This window comes from Pelovirga sp. C15f, assembly GCF_057178085.1.
Map to the genome: position 1 here is coordinate 428,824 of NZ_JBXUCV010000001.1, position 15,551 is coordinate 444,374.

Annotated in this window: 14 protein-coding genes; all 14 read left to right on the forward strand. The window is 50.2% G+C overall.

Translation table 11 applies throughout. The features are described from left to right. Positions 1-58: 58 nt before the first annotated feature. The 14 genes from AC1931_RS02120 (at position 59) to rph (ending at position 15,551) form a co-directional block, all read left to right on the forward strand. Entirely contained in the window at positions 59-829 is a 771-nt protein-coding gene (locus tag AC1931_RS02120) for a segregation and condensation protein A (RefSeq protein WP_483875576.1), read from the forward strand. Continuing rightward, positions 822-1,376 carry an SMC-Scp complex subunit ScpB gene (gene scpB / locus AC1931_RS02125; RefSeq protein ID WP_483875577.1) on the forward strand — a complete coding sequence of 185 codons (555 nt, stop codon included), beginning with the start codon at positions 822-824 and terminating at the stop codon, positions 1,374-1,376. Before AC1931_RS02120 ends, scpB begins: the two co-directional genes overlap by 8 nt. A 16-nt stretch (positions 1,377-1,392) precedes the next feature. Further along, on the forward strand, positions 1,393-2,106 hold the full coding sequence (locus AC1931_RS02130) for a pseudouridine synthase (protein ID WP_483875578.1): 714 nt from the start codon (positions 1,393-1,395) through the stop codon (positions 2,104-2,106). 161 nt (positions 2,107-2,267) lie between these two features. Then, a complete protein-coding gene (locus tag AC1931_RS02135) occupies positions 2,268-4,433 on the forward strand; it encodes a tetratricopeptide repeat protein (RefSeq protein ID WP_483875579.1) in 2,166 nt (721 codons plus the stop codon). 36 nt (positions 4,434-4,469) lie between these two features. Further along, complete coding sequence (locus tag AC1931_RS02140; protein WP_483875580.1) at positions 4,470-5,372, forward strand: ExeA family protein; 903 nt, start codon at positions 4,470-4,472, stop codon at positions 5,370-5,372. Between the two features lie 90 nt (positions 5,373-5,462). After that, positions 5,463-7,319, forward strand: coding sequence for a DNA mismatch repair endonuclease MutL (mutL, locus tag AC1931_RS02145; protein WP_483875581.1), 1,857 nt, complete (start codon positions 5,463-5,465; stop codon positions 7,317-7,319). Then, positions 7,316-8,269 carry a tRNA (adenosine(37)-N6)-dimethylallyltransferase MiaA gene (gene miaA / locus AC1931_RS02150; RefSeq protein WP_483875582.1) on the forward strand — a complete coding sequence of 318 codons (954 nt, stop codon included), beginning with the start codon at positions 7,316-7,318 and terminating at the stop codon, positions 8,267-8,269. Before mutL ends, miaA begins: the two co-directional genes overlap by 4 nt. Next, complete coding sequence (gene hfq, locus AC1931_RS02155) at positions 8,262-8,495, forward strand: RNA chaperone Hfq (protein ID WP_483875583.1); 234 nt, start codon at positions 8,262-8,264, stop codon at positions 8,493-8,495. Before miaA ends, hfq begins: the two co-directional genes overlap by 8 nt. Positions 8,496-8,581: 86 nt before the next feature. Beyond that, on the forward strand, positions 8,582-9,895 hold the full coding sequence (locus AC1931_RS02160) for a DUF512 domain-containing protein (protein WP_483875584.1): 1,314 nt from the start codon (positions 8,582-8,584) through the stop codon (positions 9,893-9,895). A gap of 34 nt (positions 9,896-9,929) precedes the next feature. Beyond that, entirely contained in the window at positions 9,930-12,152 is a 2,223-nt protein-coding gene (locus AC1931_RS02165; RefSeq protein WP_483875585.1) for a heavy metal translocating P-type ATPase, read from the forward strand. After that, positions 12,152-12,628 carry a TIGR00725 family protein gene (locus AC1931_RS02170; RefSeq protein WP_483875586.1) on the forward strand — a complete coding sequence of 159 codons (477 nt, stop codon included), beginning with the start codon at positions 12,152-12,154 and terminating at the stop codon, positions 12,626-12,628. The genes AC1931_RS02165 and AC1931_RS02170 overlap by 1 nt, the downstream gene beginning before the upstream one ends. Then, a complete protein-coding gene (locus AC1931_RS02175; RefSeq protein ID WP_483875587.1) occupies positions 12,625-13,707 on the forward strand; it encodes a DHH family phosphoesterase in 1,083 nt (360 codons plus the stop codon). Before AC1931_RS02170 ends, AC1931_RS02175 begins: the two co-directional genes overlap by 4 nt. A gap of 48 nt (positions 13,708-13,755) precedes the next feature. Beyond that, the gene (locus AC1931_RS02180) at positions 13,756-14,817 is read left to right on the forward strand and encodes an N-acetylmuramoyl-L-alanine amidase family protein (RefSeq protein WP_483875588.1); all 1,062 of its coding nucleotides are present in this window, start codon (positions 13,756-13,758) and stop codon (positions 14,815-14,817) included. Continuing rightward, positions 14,817-15,551: a ribonuclease PH gene (rph, locus tag AC1931_RS02185; RefSeq protein ID WP_483875589.1), complete on the forward strand. Its 735-nt coding sequence runs from the start codon at positions 14,817-14,819 to the stop codon at positions 15,549-15,551. The genes AC1931_RS02180 and rph overlap by 1 nt, the downstream gene beginning before the upstream one ends.

Here is a 15,551-nt window from a genome sequence, read left to right on the forward strand (position 1 = left end):
CAAACACGACTGAAGATCCTTCGGGTTTCAGAATGACCACTTACCAACAAGGGATTCGATGACGGTTGATATCAAGCTTGAGAATTTTTCCGGCCCGCTTGATCTGTTGCTGCACCTGATAAAAAGCCAGGAGATGGATATCTACGATATCCGTATTGTTGAAGTTACTGAACAATATCTGGCGATTATTGATCAGATGAAACAGCTTGACCTAGATGTCGCTGGTGAATTTCTGGTCATGGCGGCGCAACTGATTCATATCAAATCGCGCATGTTGCTGCCTGTCAGTGAGGAACTCGCCGAAGAAGAGGGGGAAGATCCCCGCGCCGAACTGGTGAAGCGCTTGCTGGAGTATCAGCGCTACAAGCAGGCGGCGGTATTATTCGAACAGTTGCCGCAACTGGAACGTGATATTTTTTTGCCGCAAGGGGATGTTGACAACCTTCAACTGGAGGACGCACCCCAGGATGTGGAACTGACAATCAGCCTCTACCAGCTCGCGAACGCCTTTCATCAGCTGATGACACATGTCAAGACCGAGGTGTTTCACGAAGTGGTACGTGAGAACCTGTCGGTGACCGACTATATTGCCATGATCAGCCGTCGGTTGATGGAGCATTCACGCATCTGTCTGCGCGAATTTTTTCAGTCAGGATATCAGCGCACTGAACTGGTGGTAACTTTTTTGGCCCTGCTGGAATTAACCCGGATGCGGATGGTCAGGATTGAGCAGGTAGGTACTTTCAGTGATGTCTGGTTAACCCGAGTCGCCACAACAGACCAGTTGCAGCGCTTGCACCTGGTTGAGGAGATTCTCGATTATGACTGAGCTTAGGGCAGTCGTTGAGGCTTTTCTGTTTGTTGCCGGTTTTCCCTTGACGCTGGATAAACTTGCTGATCTGACGGAAGCTGACAGATCCGATATCAAAGAGATTATTGCCGGGCTGACAGAAGAATATCGCCGGCCCGGTCGAGGTATTCACTTGCAGGAAATTGCCGGCGGCTACCAGTTCCGTAGCGAACCGAACCTGGCGCCCTGGCTGCGGCGTTTACATAAAGAACGTGTGCAGCGCCTTTCAGCCGCGGCTCTGGAGTCCCTGGCGATTATTGCCTATCGGCAACCGGTTACCCGAGCGGAAATTGAATATTTGCGTGGTGTTGATTCCGGCGGGGTTTTGAAAACCCTGCTTGAGCGCAATCTGTTACGGATCCTCGGAAAAAAAGACGTCCCTGGTCGTCCTCTGTTATACGGGACCAGTCGCTACTTTCTTGAGTTGTTTGGCCTTAAGGACCTCAATGACCTGCCGACATTAAAAGAATTTTCCGCCCTTGACCCGGAGTTGGCAGATGCGCTGCCGCTTGAACCATCAGATTAATAAGAATGGGATAATTATGCAGGAACGTTTGCAAAAATTGATTGCCCGGGCCGGATTGGCATCACGTCGTCAGGCTGAAGAGTGGATTAGGGCGGGGCGGGTTACGATTAACAACAGGGTCGCCAGGATTGGTGAAAGTGCTGACTTGCGTAACGATCAGATTCGCCTGGATGGTGTACCTCTGAAAAAAGAAGAGCAGAAAATAACCTTGCTCCTGAATAAACCCAGAGGATATGTCTGCTCCCTGAATGATCCGCAAGGTCGCACATTAGTTACCGAACTGATCAAGGATATCCCGGAGCGGTTGTTTCCAGTCGGACGTCTCGATTATAATAGTGAGGGATTGCTGCTTTTGACTAATGACGGTGATTTGTCCCACGTCTTGACCCATCCTGGTAAAGAGGTTGAAAAAACCTACCTGGTCAAGGTTCGTGGTCAATTGACTGGTACCATGGCAGACCAGATGCGTAGTGGCATTGAACTCGATGATGGATTGACACAGCCGGTAAAGGTTGAGAATGTGCGCACGTCAGGCAGTAATTGCTGGTTTGAAATGACCCTGAAAGAAGGAAAAAACCGTCAGGTACGACGGATGTGTGAACATTTCGGGTTGATTGTAGTGCGCTTGAAGAGGATCAAGGTCGGCTTTCTTAACCTTGATGGTGTTCGACCTGGAACCTATCGGCTTCTGCAGGCGGCAGAAATAGCCAGGCTCAAAAGAAAATTTTGATTTTTGTTTGTTCATTAGTGTTTACTTTTAATTTTATACGTGATAACAAGGGTAATGTATTCTGATACTCAAGAGTGTTATCACTTGAGTTCAGGTTGATGAACGAGCTCTGAGGCAGCCCAAGTGGGTTGTTAAATGCAAACGATGGTACGGGGGTTTTTTTGGCTACAAACAAAGAAAAACTACTAGAATCAGCTCAGAAAAATCTGAGCAAAAAACAGTACGCCAAGGCGATCAAGGACTTTGCCAAGATTGTTGAAATGGAGCCGGGGGATATCCGTTCACGCCAGAAGCTTGCTGAGCTGTATGTGCGCACCAACAAGTCATCGGAAGCGTACGAACAATACGAAGCCATCGCCCGTTATTATTCCAGTAATGGTTTTTATCTCAAGGCGATCGCTATTTACAAACAGATGCAGCGCCTCGACCCCAGTCAGGTAGCTATCTACAGTCGTCTGGCTGAGCTGAATCAGAAGCAGGGCCTTATTGGTAACGCTATGGCTGAGTATCGCAGCCTGGTTGATTATTACGAACGTAACCAACTGGTTGCCGATGAGATCAAGACCCTGGAAAAGATGCGTGATCTCGATTCTGATAATCTCAATGTTCGGGTCAAGCTGGCGGAGGTTTTGGTAAATAATGATCGCAAAGATGAGGGATTTGAAGAAATAATTTCGATTATCGATGTCTTGAAGGACAAGAAAGACTTTGATAAGAGTCTCAAACTCTACACCATGTTCTTGCCCCACTTTCCCGGTAATCGTCAGCTGCAAACCGGTCTCGCTCATACTTTTTTTGAAAAAGGCGATTATGCTCGCGGGACAACAATTCTCGAAACTCTTCTTAAAGACAAGCCTTCAGATCCTGATCTGTTACGTCAGATCAGTAAAGGTTATGCGCAATCCGGGAATTATCTCCGGGCCGTTGCGACCAGTCGGCAATTGCTGCAGATGGATCCCAGCGATCTTGATATTCGTGAAGCTCTCATTCAGTGCGAAATCGACAATAAGCATTACGAATTGGCCCTTAATGAGCTGGAAGAGTGGAAAGATGCTTTCTTCAAAGGTGGACGATTGGAAAAACTCAAAGAATATTATGAGTTTTTAAATTCCGAGATGCCACATACAACAGCTATCATTCAAACCCTCGATTCGATTTACGAGCACACCGGCGAGGGAGGTAAGCTGCTCGATATTATTTCTGATCGTCATGATGATGTTGACATTGAATCTTCTGATCTATTGTCCGACTCCATCCTGGGTTCTGTTGATCTGGATATTGAAGATGAGGAGGACGAGTCGGCGGATAGTGCTTTCAGTTATGGCATCCTTGAAGATGACAACATCGATCTGCTGCTTGAACAAGATGATGAAGAATCAACAGACAGTGTCCGGCAGGACTCTTCTGACTCATTTATAGAGCTTGATCTTTCCGGTAATATCAACTTGACTGACGAGTCTGTGACAGATGATGGTGAAAATGACACCATGTTCGATCTGGACCTGGAAGAAGAGCCGTCTGACAATGTTGGCGGCGACCGGCAAAATCTCCAGGCTGATCTTGAGGAAGCAGAGTTTTATCTGCAGCAGGGATTGTTTGCTGACGCGTCGAGGTTGTGTCATGACATTCTTGTCTATGCCCCTGATTCAGAAGAATGTCGTCGTAAACTTCAGGAGATTGAAGAGCAACGCAATGCCAAGATAGAAAAATCTGAATCCCCGTCAGAGGTTGCTGCGGAAGACGGAGATGGTTTCGGTTTTGGGGATTTTGATTTTGATTCTGAGCTCGATCAGCTGCAATCCACTGATGCGGACAAGAAAAAAGTCTTTAAAACCGATGTCGATGAGCAGATAGCTGCTGACGATATGGAGTCTCACTATAATCTCGGCATAGCCTATCGTGAAATGGGACTGCTTGATGATGCCATAAGTGAATTTGAGAAAGCCCAGAAGGATCCCCTTCGCTATGTTGATTGTCTGACGCTCAAGGGGCTGACATACTCCGACAAGGGCGACTATCCCAACGCTGAAAAAATGTTTCAACAGGCTCTTGATTCCCCCCGGCTTGAAGATATTCAGCGATTGAATCTTGGCTATGAACTGGGATTGTTGTATGAACGCGCCGAGCGTCACAATGATGCCCTGATCAGCTATCGCAATGTACTCGCTCAGGACAGCAAATATCGCGATGTGACTGAGAAGGTTGCCACCCTGAAACACAGTCTGGGTATTCCTGATGAACTGCCGCCTGAAGGCACTAAGACCCAGTCAAAAAGCACACCAGATGGCGAGCCCGCCCCACCCAAAAGGCGTGTTTCTTTTTTATAGAAGTTATTTTTCAGTTGAATAAGCAGCGGGGTTTTCATGGGTTACTCAGATTACTTTCATTTTGAACGTGAACCATTTTCCAATGCTCCCAACGAGAAATTTTATTTCGACAGCGAACAGCACCGACGTGCTTTACAGCGGTTAAAGTATTCTGTCGATACCGACAAGGGGCTGGCCGTACTTGTTGGTGGTATTGGTACCGGTAAGACAACTCTGGCGCGACGGATGCTCGATAATCTTCCGGTTGAACGCTATGAATCCTCTCTGTTGGTTATTATTCACTCAGATATCACTCCTGAATGGCTGCTTTCGCGAATTTGTGTACAGTTGGGAGTGGAAAATCCCGACCCAACCCCGTTGAAAATGCTTAAACAGCTCTTCGAGCGTCTGATCCAGATCGAGGAAGAAGGTCGCAAGGCCGTGGTCCTTATTGACGAAGCGCAGATGCTGCAAACCCGTGAGCTGATGGAGGAGTTCAGGGGGTTGCTGAATCTGGAGATCCCCGGCAAGAAACTCCTCAATATCATTTTTTTTGGTTTGCCGGCTCTCGATGAGGTCATGATGCTAGATGAACCTCTGGCCCAACGAGTTGCTTTCAAATATACCCTGACGTCATTTGAGCCACGTGAAACCGCCGCCTATATTGCCTTTCGCCTGAAAGTCTCCGGCTGTGATCAGACCCCCTTTCTGCCGGAAACCCTGCCCTTGATTCAGAGTTATTCGGGAGGGGTGCCGAGGCTGATCAATACTATTTGTGACAATGCCCTGTTTGAGACCTACCTGCGCCATGGTAAAGCAGTAACGGGAGGGATTGTCACCAGTGTGGTCGAAGATCTGGGGCTGAAGAGACAGACGCCTGTGGATGCTGATCTGTTTTTTGATCAGGCAGCTGACGATGACGATCTTGAAATCGTGTTTGATGAACTGGGACAGAAATAGTATCGGGTGTCAGTAAAATTCAATCTCCTAACGGCCGGATTTTCCCGGCCGTTAGCGTTTTAAGTCAAAAGGATCTTAAAGCCAAGACATATGAAGACCAGACCCACTATCCAGATCTTACCCGAAGAGTTGTGCAACAAGATCGCTGCAGGCGAGGTGGTTGAGCGACCCTCTTCGGTTGTCAAGGAATTGCTCGAAAACGCTCTGGATGCCGGCGCAACAGAAATCATCATAGAACTGGGCGGTGGTGGCAAAACCCTGATCCGGATAACCGATAACGGCTGCGGCATGAACCATCAGGATGCGTTGTTGTGCTTTGAGCGCCATGCTACCAGTAAAATCAGCAAAGATGATGACCTGTTTGCTCTGACTACCCTGGGTTTTCGTGGTGAGGCGCTGGCCTCCATCGCCTCCGTATCGCGCTTAAGTCTGAAAACCTGCGATAATCGTGATGGCCTGGGTCGGCACATCCAGATCGACGGAGGAAAAGTTAAAAAGGTTGAACAACTCGGGCTGCCGGTCGGGACGATTGTCGAAGTAAAAAACCTGTTTTTTAACCTGCCCGCGAGAAAAAAGTTTTTACGCAAAGACCAGACGGAATTGGGACATGCTGCCGATGTTGTATCCAAGCTGGCGCTGGCACGACCGGATGTCAGCTTCCGGCTGCTTCATCAAGATCGTCTGATGCTTGATTTGCGCCATGAAAAAGCTTTGCCCGAACGCCTGGCTGCGCTGCTTGGACGCTCGTTACTGCGCGACATGCTCCCCGTTGATGTCGCCATGGATGATAGCTTACGGGTTTCGGGGTTGATCTCCCGTCCTGACCTCAATCGGTCGGCAACCAGCCATATCTATACCTTTATCAACGGTCGCTATATTCGTGACCGGGTGGTTCAACATGCGATCATGGAAGGCTACCGGCACCTGCTGATGAAGGGCCGTTATCCAGTGGTGGCGCTGTTCCTGACACTTGATCCAGCCCTTGTTGATGTCAACGTTCATCCGACCAAGCACGAGGTACGTTTTCGTGATCAGGGTGTTGTTCACGATTTTATTGCCACCGCCCTTCAACAGACCCTGAAACCTTCGAGCTGGATATCTCAGTCGCAACAGCCTCATCCACAAGAAGTCACGTCGACGGTCTATTCGACACCAAATCATCAGTCTCCATATCCATCCCCGACAGCCAGCACGGATGATGCTGAGCCCGCAGTCAGAGAACAGGGACATACATTTACTTTCAGTAATGGATTATCACCTCAACCTGTTCCCGCGCCGCATCCTGCCGGCCTGGAATATCGCTCCCCGGGTTCAGTCGATCAGATGCACCAGGAAGAACTGGCTGCCGGCAAGGGAGATGGGTTTTTTTCTCATCTGCACATTCTTGGGCAATATCATCAGACCTATATCCTGTGTCAGGACCAGGATGATCTGGTATTGATCGATCAACATGCTGCCCACGAGCGGATCGGCTTTGAACGCCTGAAAAAAGCGTATCAAGAGGGTGGAATACAACGCCAGCAACTGTTGTTCCCTGAAGTGTTCGAGCTTGATTACAAGAGCGCCGCTGCTCTGGAAGAACATCTGGCGGAACTTGCGCGTTTAGGTTTTGAGGTTGAGCCCTTTGGCGGCAAGTCATTTGCGGTTAAAGCCCTTCCGGCACTTCTGGCCGCAGCACCGGTTGTGAAGCTGGTCACGGATGTAGCCCTTGAACTTGAGCGTATCGGGCGCGAAGGCAGGTTGGCGGAATCACTCGATGATGTGCTGATTATGATGGCATGCCACCGGGTTATCCGCGCCAATCAAGCCTTGAGTCATCATGAAATCAAGACTCTGCTGGTAGATCTTGATGCAATCGACTTCAAGGGATACTGTCCCCACGGTCGGCCGGTGCATGCACGCATGACTCTGTATGAGATTGAACGTTTGTTTCGTCGACACGGATGAGTACTAAAAGGGAACATAAAATACCGTTACTGGTTATCTGTGGTCCCACCGGTTCCGGCAAAAGTGCCATGGCACTGGAATTGGCGCAGCAGATCCCTCTGGAGATTGTATCGGCTGATTCACGACAGCTTTACCGACTGATGGATATCGGTACTGCCAAGGCATCTAAAGACGAGCAGGAACAGGTGCCTCATCATATGATCGACCTGATTGATCCTGATCAGGAATTTTCGGTTGCGGCTTATGTTGATCTGGCCAGGCCGTTGATTGAACAGATACACCAACGGGGTAAACTTCCCTGTATTGTTGGTGGTACCGGCCTTTATATCAAGGCACTGCTGGGTGGATTGGCACAGTTGCCCAGTGGTGAACCGCAGTTGCGCCGAAGATTGCAACAGCGCGAGGAAGAGAAGGGCAGTGGAACTCTTCATCGCGAGTTACAACAATTGGATCCGGAATCCGCAGCGGCGATTCACCCGAATAATCTCATCCGTACCGTTCGTGCATTAGAGGTCTGTCTGCTGAGCGGCCGGAAGTTTTCGGCGATCAAGTCCGAACATCTTTTTGTCGAAGAGACCTATCAGGTGGTGAAACTGGCACCTGATTATCCGCGCCTGACTCTATATCAGCGCATTGATGCCCGTGCCGGAAAGATGCTTGAATCGGGTCTGATTGATGAAGTCAAGATGCTGGTTGAACGCTACGGCGGAGACTTGAAAGCCCTTCAGACCCTTGGTTACCGAGAGGTTCTGAATTATTTATCCGGTCGCTGTAATGCTGACCAGCTGTGCATCGAGATCCAGCTGCGTACCCGTCAGTATGCCAAAAAACAATTGACCTGGTTTCGTAAAGAACCTGATATCTTTTGGGTTGATTCCGCCAACAGGTCTGATAGAGTAAGAAAATACATTGATCATTTGATTTGTCATCAAAGGAGCGGACATGGCTAAATCACCATTTAATATTCAGGATCAGTACCTCAATCAAGCGCGCAAGGAACGAGTAAAGATTATTATTATCATGATGTCCGGAGAGCGTCTGTCCGGCTATATCAAATCCTTCGATAGTTTTTGTATCCTGGTGGAGAGCGAAGGGGATATCCTGATATACAAACATGCCGTCAGTACAATCACCTCGTCGGATGGAACCTTCCGGCTTCATGGTGGTCGCGATTAATTGCTGTTAGCTGCTAAAACTTTCTGAAATCTACGCAAGGGCGGTACCGGTGGTGCCGCCCTTGCTGTTGCTGGTGGGGTGACAAAATGATTGCAATAGAGCGAATTGAACCCGGTAGCTTTGCCGACGAGGCGGGGCTTTGTGCCGATGATCAGCTTGTCACTATCAACACCATCCCGATCAATGATCTGATCGATTATTATCGGGCCATGGAAGCAGAACATCTCGTGATCGAGGTGTTCCGCAAAGGGGAAATACTTGTTGTTGAATGCGAAAAATTTGCCGACGAAGAGATCGGGCTTGAGGTTGCGCACCCGCAACCACAGCAGTGTGGAAACCAGTGCCTGTTCTGTTTTGTTCATCAACTCCCGAAGGGTCTGCGGAGCAGCCTCTATATTAAGGACGAGGATTATCGCTTCTCTTACCTGTACGGCTCTTTTATTACCCTGACCAACGTCAATGAAGTTGATCTTGAGCGGATTATCGCTGAAAAGTTGTCTCCTCTGTATATATCCGTTCATGCTGCCGACCCATTGATCCGTAATCACCTGCTGGGCTGTCAGGTGCCGGCCATCGTTCCGCTCCTTAAACGTCTGGCGGCGGCTGATATCCAGATGCATTGTCAGATTGTGTTATGCCCGGGAATTAACGACGGTCAGGTGTTGCAACAGACCATCGAAGAATTGGCCGCATTGCATCCACAGGTTTGTTCGATCGCTGTTGTACCGGTCGGATTGACCCGTTTTCGTGAGCGTTTGCCGGTCTTGCAGGTTCCAGATCAGGCTGAAGCCGCGAACTGCATTGAACAAATCAGGGAATATCAGCAGCAATTTCTGCCAAAGTTGGAGACGCGGCTGGTTTTTGCAGCTGATGAGATGTATCAATTGGCCGACATGCCTTTGCCCGGCTTTGAAGAATATGAAGATTTTCCGCAACTCGAAAACGGGGTTGGTCTGGTGGCTCATTTTCGAGCTGAAGCTGAAGAAGTTCTCCTTGATACAGAACCCCTCGACCTGAAAACTGCTGTTGTCGTTACCGGCCGGTCATTTTTTCCTCATATGCAGGATGTCGTCAAACGTATGGGTTTGCGCACCGGAGTTGAGATGGAGGTCGTCGCCGTTGGTAATGATTTTTTCGGTTCGAGCGTTACCGTTGCCGGTTTGGTTACCGGTATTGATCTTGTCCGTCAGCTTCGTGATATGATCAAGGGCAGGCCGTTGCTGGTACCCGATGTCATGTTAAAAGCTGATGAACAACGTTTTCTCGATAACATGCATATTGATGAGCTGCGTTGCGCGCTGGGGGTAACGGTTGTTGTTGTTGAGTCTTCGGCATGGGGGCTTCTGGAGGGTCTGGAGTTTCTAGCGCGCGGATCTGTCGATGTTATCCGTTGTCCATGAACTGCAAATCACCGACTTACTTAAGGGTTGTTTCATGAAGGTGAATCATCCTGAATCTGCCGCCCATGGGCAGCAGCGACTACGTTTTTCCGTTGGTGGCATGAGTTGTACCTCTTGCGTTGCAACGGTAGAAAAGAAGCTACTGTCTCTGCCGGGGGTTAGTACGGTCAGTGTGAATCTGGCTGGTAACTTTGCCCAGGTCAATTTCGATGCAGAAGTAATTTCTCCACCAGAGATCTATGCCGCGGTTGAACAGGCGGGCTTCAGAACCCTGGCGCAGAACGAAGAATCCAAAGGCGACGCTTCGCGCAAGGAGTTGTTGATGGTGCTGATTGCCGCAGCCGGCGGTATCCCCATCATGCTGATGATGTTCGCACCTGTTTCCTCCAGGATGGAACTGCTGATCAGCGGAATCCTTGCTACCATTGTTCAGTTTACCGCCGGCCTGGGTTTTTATCGCAGCGCCTGGGGTGCTTTGAAAAATCGTGTTGCCAATATGGATGTCCTCGTGTCTCTTGGGATCAGCGCGGCTTATGGTTATTCCATGCTGGCCTTGTTTGGTTTGCTGGGCGAAAATGTGGCGGTTTTTTTCGAAACCAGTGTCATGCTGATCCTTTTTATCCGTTTTGGTAAGTGGCTCGAATCACGGGCAAAGGGACGTGCCGGTGATGCCTTGAAAAAACTTCTGCAATTGCAGGCAAAAACGGCCATCCTGCTGGTTAATGGTAAGGAAAAAAACATCCCGGTTGAACATGTCAGGCCTGGAGATCTCCTGCTGGTAAGACCTGGTGACACCATTCCGGTAGACGCAGAGGTAGAGGCTGGAACCGCAGCTGTTGATGAATCAATGATCACCGGCGAATCAGTGCCGGTTCACAAGGAACCGGGGGCAACAGTCGTCGGTGCCACCATAAATCGCAGCGGCCTGCTGCAGATCCGTGCGACTCACGTCGGCGAAGATGCGGTTCTTGCGCGTATCATCCGCCTGGTTGAGGATGCCCAGGCCGATAAGGCACCGATTCAACGTTTTGCCGACCGCGTGTCCGGTTTTTTTGTCCCTGTGGTTGTAGCATTGTCGCTGTTAACCTTTGTCGGCTGGTATCTGGTGGTCAGTGCCCCGTTTCTTACCGGCTTTCAGATGGCCATCGCTGTCGTGGTTATTGCCTGTCCTTGTGCCCTGGGACTGGCAACCCCGACGGCGATCATGGTTGGTAGTGCGGTCGGCCTTGAGCGCGGCATTCTCTATAAAAAGGCATCGGCACTTGAGACGATTTCCAAACTTGACGTGATGCTCCTTGACAAGACCGGTACCCTTACCAGTGGCAGCTTTGCCGTAGATCAGGTTGTCACTTGTGGCGACATGACAACTGAAGAGATTCTTGCCCTTGCAGCAGCACCTGAGCAGGGGAGTAATCATCCCCTCGCACAGGCAGTGGTTACCAGGGCGCGCAGCGGGAGCTCCATTATTTCTGCAAACCTCCAAGAACTTGAGGAGATTGGCGGTCAGGGTGTTCGTGGTCGGGTTGACAACCAGTTTGTTGTCTGTGGTAACCGTGCTTTGATGAATAAGGCAGGGATATCCATTGAACCGCTACAACAGCAATTGGAAGAGGGAGGGTTGTTGAATAAATCGCTCATTTTCGTCGCCGTTGAAGACCAGTTACAAGGGGTCATTGCCTTGTCCGACCAGATTCGTCCGGCCGCAGCGGTGGTCATTGAACAACTGCACCAACTCGGCATTCAAACGGTGGTGGTCAGTGGCGATCGACGTGATGTGGTTGAACAGGTTGCTAACCGGTTGGGGATAAAACATGCTGTTGCTGAAGTGACTCCCGATCAAAAACTGGGACTGGTTAAAAAATACCAGCAGCAGGGCCATCGGGTTGGCATGGTTGGTGACGGTATCAATGATGCCCCGGCCCTGGCTCAGGCCGATGTCGGAATCGCGATCGGAACCGGAACCGATGTCGCCCGTGAGAGCGGCGACCTGGTGTTGATCGGTGCCGATCTGTTCGACCTTGTCCGGGCGGTTGAATTGGGGCGACAAACCTTGAAAAAAATCAAACAGAACCTGTTCTGGGCCTTTTTCTATAACCTGGCTTTTATTCCACTGGCTGCCGGGCTTTTTTATTCATCCTTTGGGCTTTACTTGAAGCCTGAGTATGCCGGGCTGGCCATGGCGCTGTCCAGTGTCTGTGTCGTGTTGAACAGCTTGACCCTTAAGCGCTTTGCCCGACGCTTGCAGGAGATCGGTTAATGACTGAGCGGCGCCTTATTATTGGTGTGATAGGTGCGGCAGAGGCCAGTTCCAGTGGCCTTGAGAAAGCCTATCAGGTTGGCCGCCTGATTGCTCAACGGGACGCAGTTCTCGCCTGCGGGGGCTTGGGTGGAATCATGGAGGCGGCTGCGCGCGGCTGCTGTGAAGCCGGCGGCGAGGTGATCGGGATTTTGCCCGGCGACAATGCCGCCAGTGCCAACCCTTATGTAACCCATCCGATTGTGACCGCCATGGGACACGCCCGCAATGTGATTCTGGTCCAGACAGCTGCGGCCCTGATTGCAATCGAGGGCGGTTATGGTACTCTCTCGGAGATTGCCATTGCTCGTAAACTTGGAAAACCCCTTGTTCTGCTTGACAGCTGGCCGGATATTGATACTACATTGACAACCGACGCACCGCAGCAGGCGGTAGCCATCATTTTTTCTCTTCTTGGCAGGAATCATCAACAATGACTTACAACGAAAAAGCAGGGCAAGTTGACCGGATTGAATGTCCGCTTCCACTTCCTGGTGTTGATTTGATCGGTCAGGTTATTGAGTGGGTTCGGGGACGCGGTAAGGTTGTTATCGTCACTCATGACAATCCTGATCCCGATTCTATTGCTGCAGCCGTTGCGCTGCGCCATCTACTGATTGTGAAAACCGGTCAGAATGCAGTCCTCACCTACGGCGGTGTCATTGGTCGCAGTGAAAATCGCAACATGGTTGAACAGCTTGAGATTCCGATGATCCCCATCAGCGAACTGGAACTTAAACAGTTTCAGGTGGTCTGCATGGTCGACACTCAACCTAACACCGGCAATAATTCATGGCCCGCGACTCTTCCCGTCCATTTTATCATTGATCATCATCGTCCGAAAGCTGATCTGTCCAAGGTGTGCTGGGTCGATATTCGAGAAAGTTATGGTGCGTCGGCAACGATTCTCTATGAGTATCTGACCACACAGGGGGTTGCCATCAATACCCGTTTAGCCACCTGCCTGTATTATGCCATTAAATCCGAAACCCAGGATCTAGGCCGTGAATGGTCCAAGGCGGATCGTGAAGCTTATTTAAAACTGCTTCCTCTTGCTAACAATCGTATTCTCTTCAAAATCATTCACCCGCAGGTCTCCTCCGCCTATTTTTGTGCTTTTCGCCAGGCGATCGATAGTGCCCGCATCTATGGCAGTGCACTGGTTTTTAATCTCAACCAGATTGATAACCCTGACCTGGTTGCCGAACTGGCAGATTTTTTGCTCCGCCATAAAGGGATTAATTACGTATTGGGGATGGGATGGTTTGATGGTACCCAGATTTTGTCAATGCGTTCCCTTGACCCCGATGCCAAGTTAGGGCTGGTTATTCAGGAAATGGTAGCAGGCTTAGGAACCGCAGGCGGTCATGGTATGGTAGCCGGTGGTCAGATTAAAACAATCAATCTTGAAAAAGAGGTTCAGACAGAGCTCGAAGAAATCTTGACCCGGCGCATGTTGAAAGCCCTGAATATGCAAATACAATCAGGTAAACCATTGGTGCCCTCCTGTGATTGACAGTTGTCAGACAGTTGGGCTATAACCATGCGCTTTGACGGAGTTGCCATGCGTTTTATCCTGATTTTTTGCTGTTTTTTACTGGTCAGTTCGCCTGCTGTTGCGGCGGTTGAGATTGCCCTGCGTGGTCAACCGGCAGTGATTATTGAGGACGTTTATCGTCAGCAGGGTATTTCCTACGTTGCCATTGAGGACCTTCTTGACCTTGCCGGTTTGTCAGGAAACTGGGATTCTGTCGCTCATACGTACCGCATCCGTACCAGTCGTGGATGGGTTGTTCTTACCCCCGCCAGTGGTTATATGCAGATTGGTGATAATTTTTTCCCTCTGCAGGACAAACCGGTTTTTATCGATGGAAGATTACGGGTTTCTGAAAATTTTATTCAATCGCAATTAGCCCAACTAGCCGGACGGGCTGTATTTTTTCGGCATCTTGAGCCACAGGTCCCTGTTGTTGAGGAAGCACAGAGCGATGGAATTGACGAACTCTTCAGTCGTTTTTTCCGACGCACGGAGCGTAGCAGCACGAGTGGACCAGCCATCCGGGCGATTGCTATTGATCCGGCACACGGCGGCCTGGATACCGGGGTTATCGCCCCTGACGGATACAATGAAAAACTGGTGACCTTTGAGGTTGCTGATCGCCTTGCCCGCTTGTTGCGCATGCGCCTGGGTATCCCGGTCTATGTCAGTCGTACAGGTGATTACGATGTAACCCTGGATCAACGTCTGGAATCGGCATTACGTGACGATGTCGATCTCTGGATTCTACTCCATGCCCAGGCCTCTTTTTCATCCGAAGTCAGGGGGATTGACCTGTTGGTTCGTGACCAGGAGGAACCTGCAGGTCCGTTGCACGGCAGTCTGGTATTGGCTCAGGAACTTTCACAAGCGATGCTTGACACGGACCTTGCGGTACGCGGGATCTATCCCTCCTCGCGCCTGTCATTGGGTCGCGGCGATTTGCCCACGGTTCAGCTGGAAATCGGCTATCTCAGTAACCCTGATGAGTTGCGCTTGCTGCGGCAAGAAAACTATCAAAATCGTCTGGTAGAGTCTGTTTTTAAAGGCATCCAGAACTACATATCATTGTCCAGGGACACACGCTAATGGTACATGTAATTCCAGCTCGACCAGATAATCGCAAACCCGAACAGTTACGGCCCATTAGTTTTGAGCGGAGTTTTACTCGCTATGCTGAAGGGTCGGTGCTTGTCAGCTTTGGTGAAACCAGGGTGCTGTGTAACGCGTCGGTTGAACAGCGCGTTCCTCCTTTTATGCGTGGTCAAGGGCGTGGCTGGGTAACCGCTGAATACAGCATGCTGCCGCGTGCTACCCACACCCGTTCCAAGCGGGAAGCAAGTAGCGGTAAGGTTTCCGGTCGCACCCAGGAAATCCAGCGGTTGATTGGTCGTTCCTTGCGCGCGGTTACCGAACTTGGGGCACTGGGAGAAATAACCGTACAGATTGATTGTGATGTGTTACAGGCCGATGGTGGGACCCGTACCGCGTCCATTACCGGCGCGTACGTTGCCCTCCATGATGCTTTGTCGGGACTGGTGAGGCAGGGGCAGCTGAAAAAAATGCCGTTGCTCGATAGTGTCTCGGCGATCAGTGTCGGCATTGTCAAAGGATGCCCGATTCTTGACCTGAATTACGAAGAAGATTCCAGTGCCGACGTTGACATGAATTTTGTTATTACCGGTTCCGGGCGATTTGTAGAGGTTCAGGGAACCGCCGAGGAAGTTCCCTTTAGCGCTGTTGAACTGGACGCCATGCGCGATTTAGCCCTGTCTGGTTGCAAGGATTTAAAGCAATTACAACAAGCGGCGCTGGCCACTTAA

What these genes read in the sequence shown, in the direction of transcription:
- AC1931_RS02180 (WP_483875588.1), top strand. Translation starts at nt 13,756, where the DNA reads ATGCGTTTTATCCTGATTTTTTGCTGTTTTTTACTGGTCAGTTCGCCT.
- scpB (WP_483875577.1), top strand. Translation starts at nt 822, where the DNA reads ATGACTGAGCTTAGGGCAGTCGTTGAGGCTTTTCTGTTTGTTGCCGGT.
- hfq (WP_483875583.1), top strand. Translation starts at nt 8,262, where the DNA reads ATGGCTAAATCACCATTTAATATTCAGGATCAGTACCTCAATCAAGCG.
- rph (WP_483875589.1), top strand. Translation starts at nt 14,817, where the DNA reads ATGGTACATGTAATTCCAGCTCGACCAGATAATCGCAAACCCGAACAG.
- mutL (WP_483875581.1), top strand. Translation starts at nt 5,463, where the DNA reads ATGAAGACCAGACCCACTATCCAGATCTTACCCGAAGAGTTGTGCAAC.
- AC1931_RS02120 (WP_483875576.1), top strand. Translation starts at nt 59, where the DNA reads ATGACGGTTGATATCAAGCTTGAGAATTTTTCCGGCCCGCTTGATCTG.
- AC1931_RS02160 (WP_483875584.1), top strand. Translation starts at nt 8,582, where the DNA reads ATGATTGCAATAGAGCGAATTGAACCCGGTAGCTTTGCCGACGAGGCG.
- miaA (WP_483875582.1), top strand. Translation starts at nt 7,316, where the DNA reads ATGAGTACTAAAAGGGAACATAAAATACCGTTACTGGTTATCTGTGGT.
- AC1931_RS02165 (WP_483875585.1), top strand. Translation starts at nt 9,930, where the DNA reads ATGAAGGTGAATCATCCTGAATCTGCCGCCCATGGGCAGCAGCGACTA.
- AC1931_RS02175 (WP_483875587.1), top strand. Translation starts at nt 12,625, where the DNA reads ATGACTTACAACGAAAAAGCAGGGCAAGTTGACCGGATTGAATGTCCG.
- AC1931_RS02130 (WP_483875578.1), top strand. Translation starts at nt 1,393, where the DNA reads ATGCAGGAACGTTTGCAAAAATTGATTGCCCGGGCCGGATTGGCATCA.
- AC1931_RS02140 (WP_483875580.1), top strand. Translation starts at nt 4,470, where the DNA reads ATGGGTTACTCAGATTACTTTCATTTTGAACGTGAACCATTTTCCAAT.
- AC1931_RS02170 (WP_483875586.1), top strand. Translation starts at nt 12,152, where the DNA reads ATGACTGAGCGGCGCCTTATTATTGGTGTGATAGGTGCGGCAGAGGCC.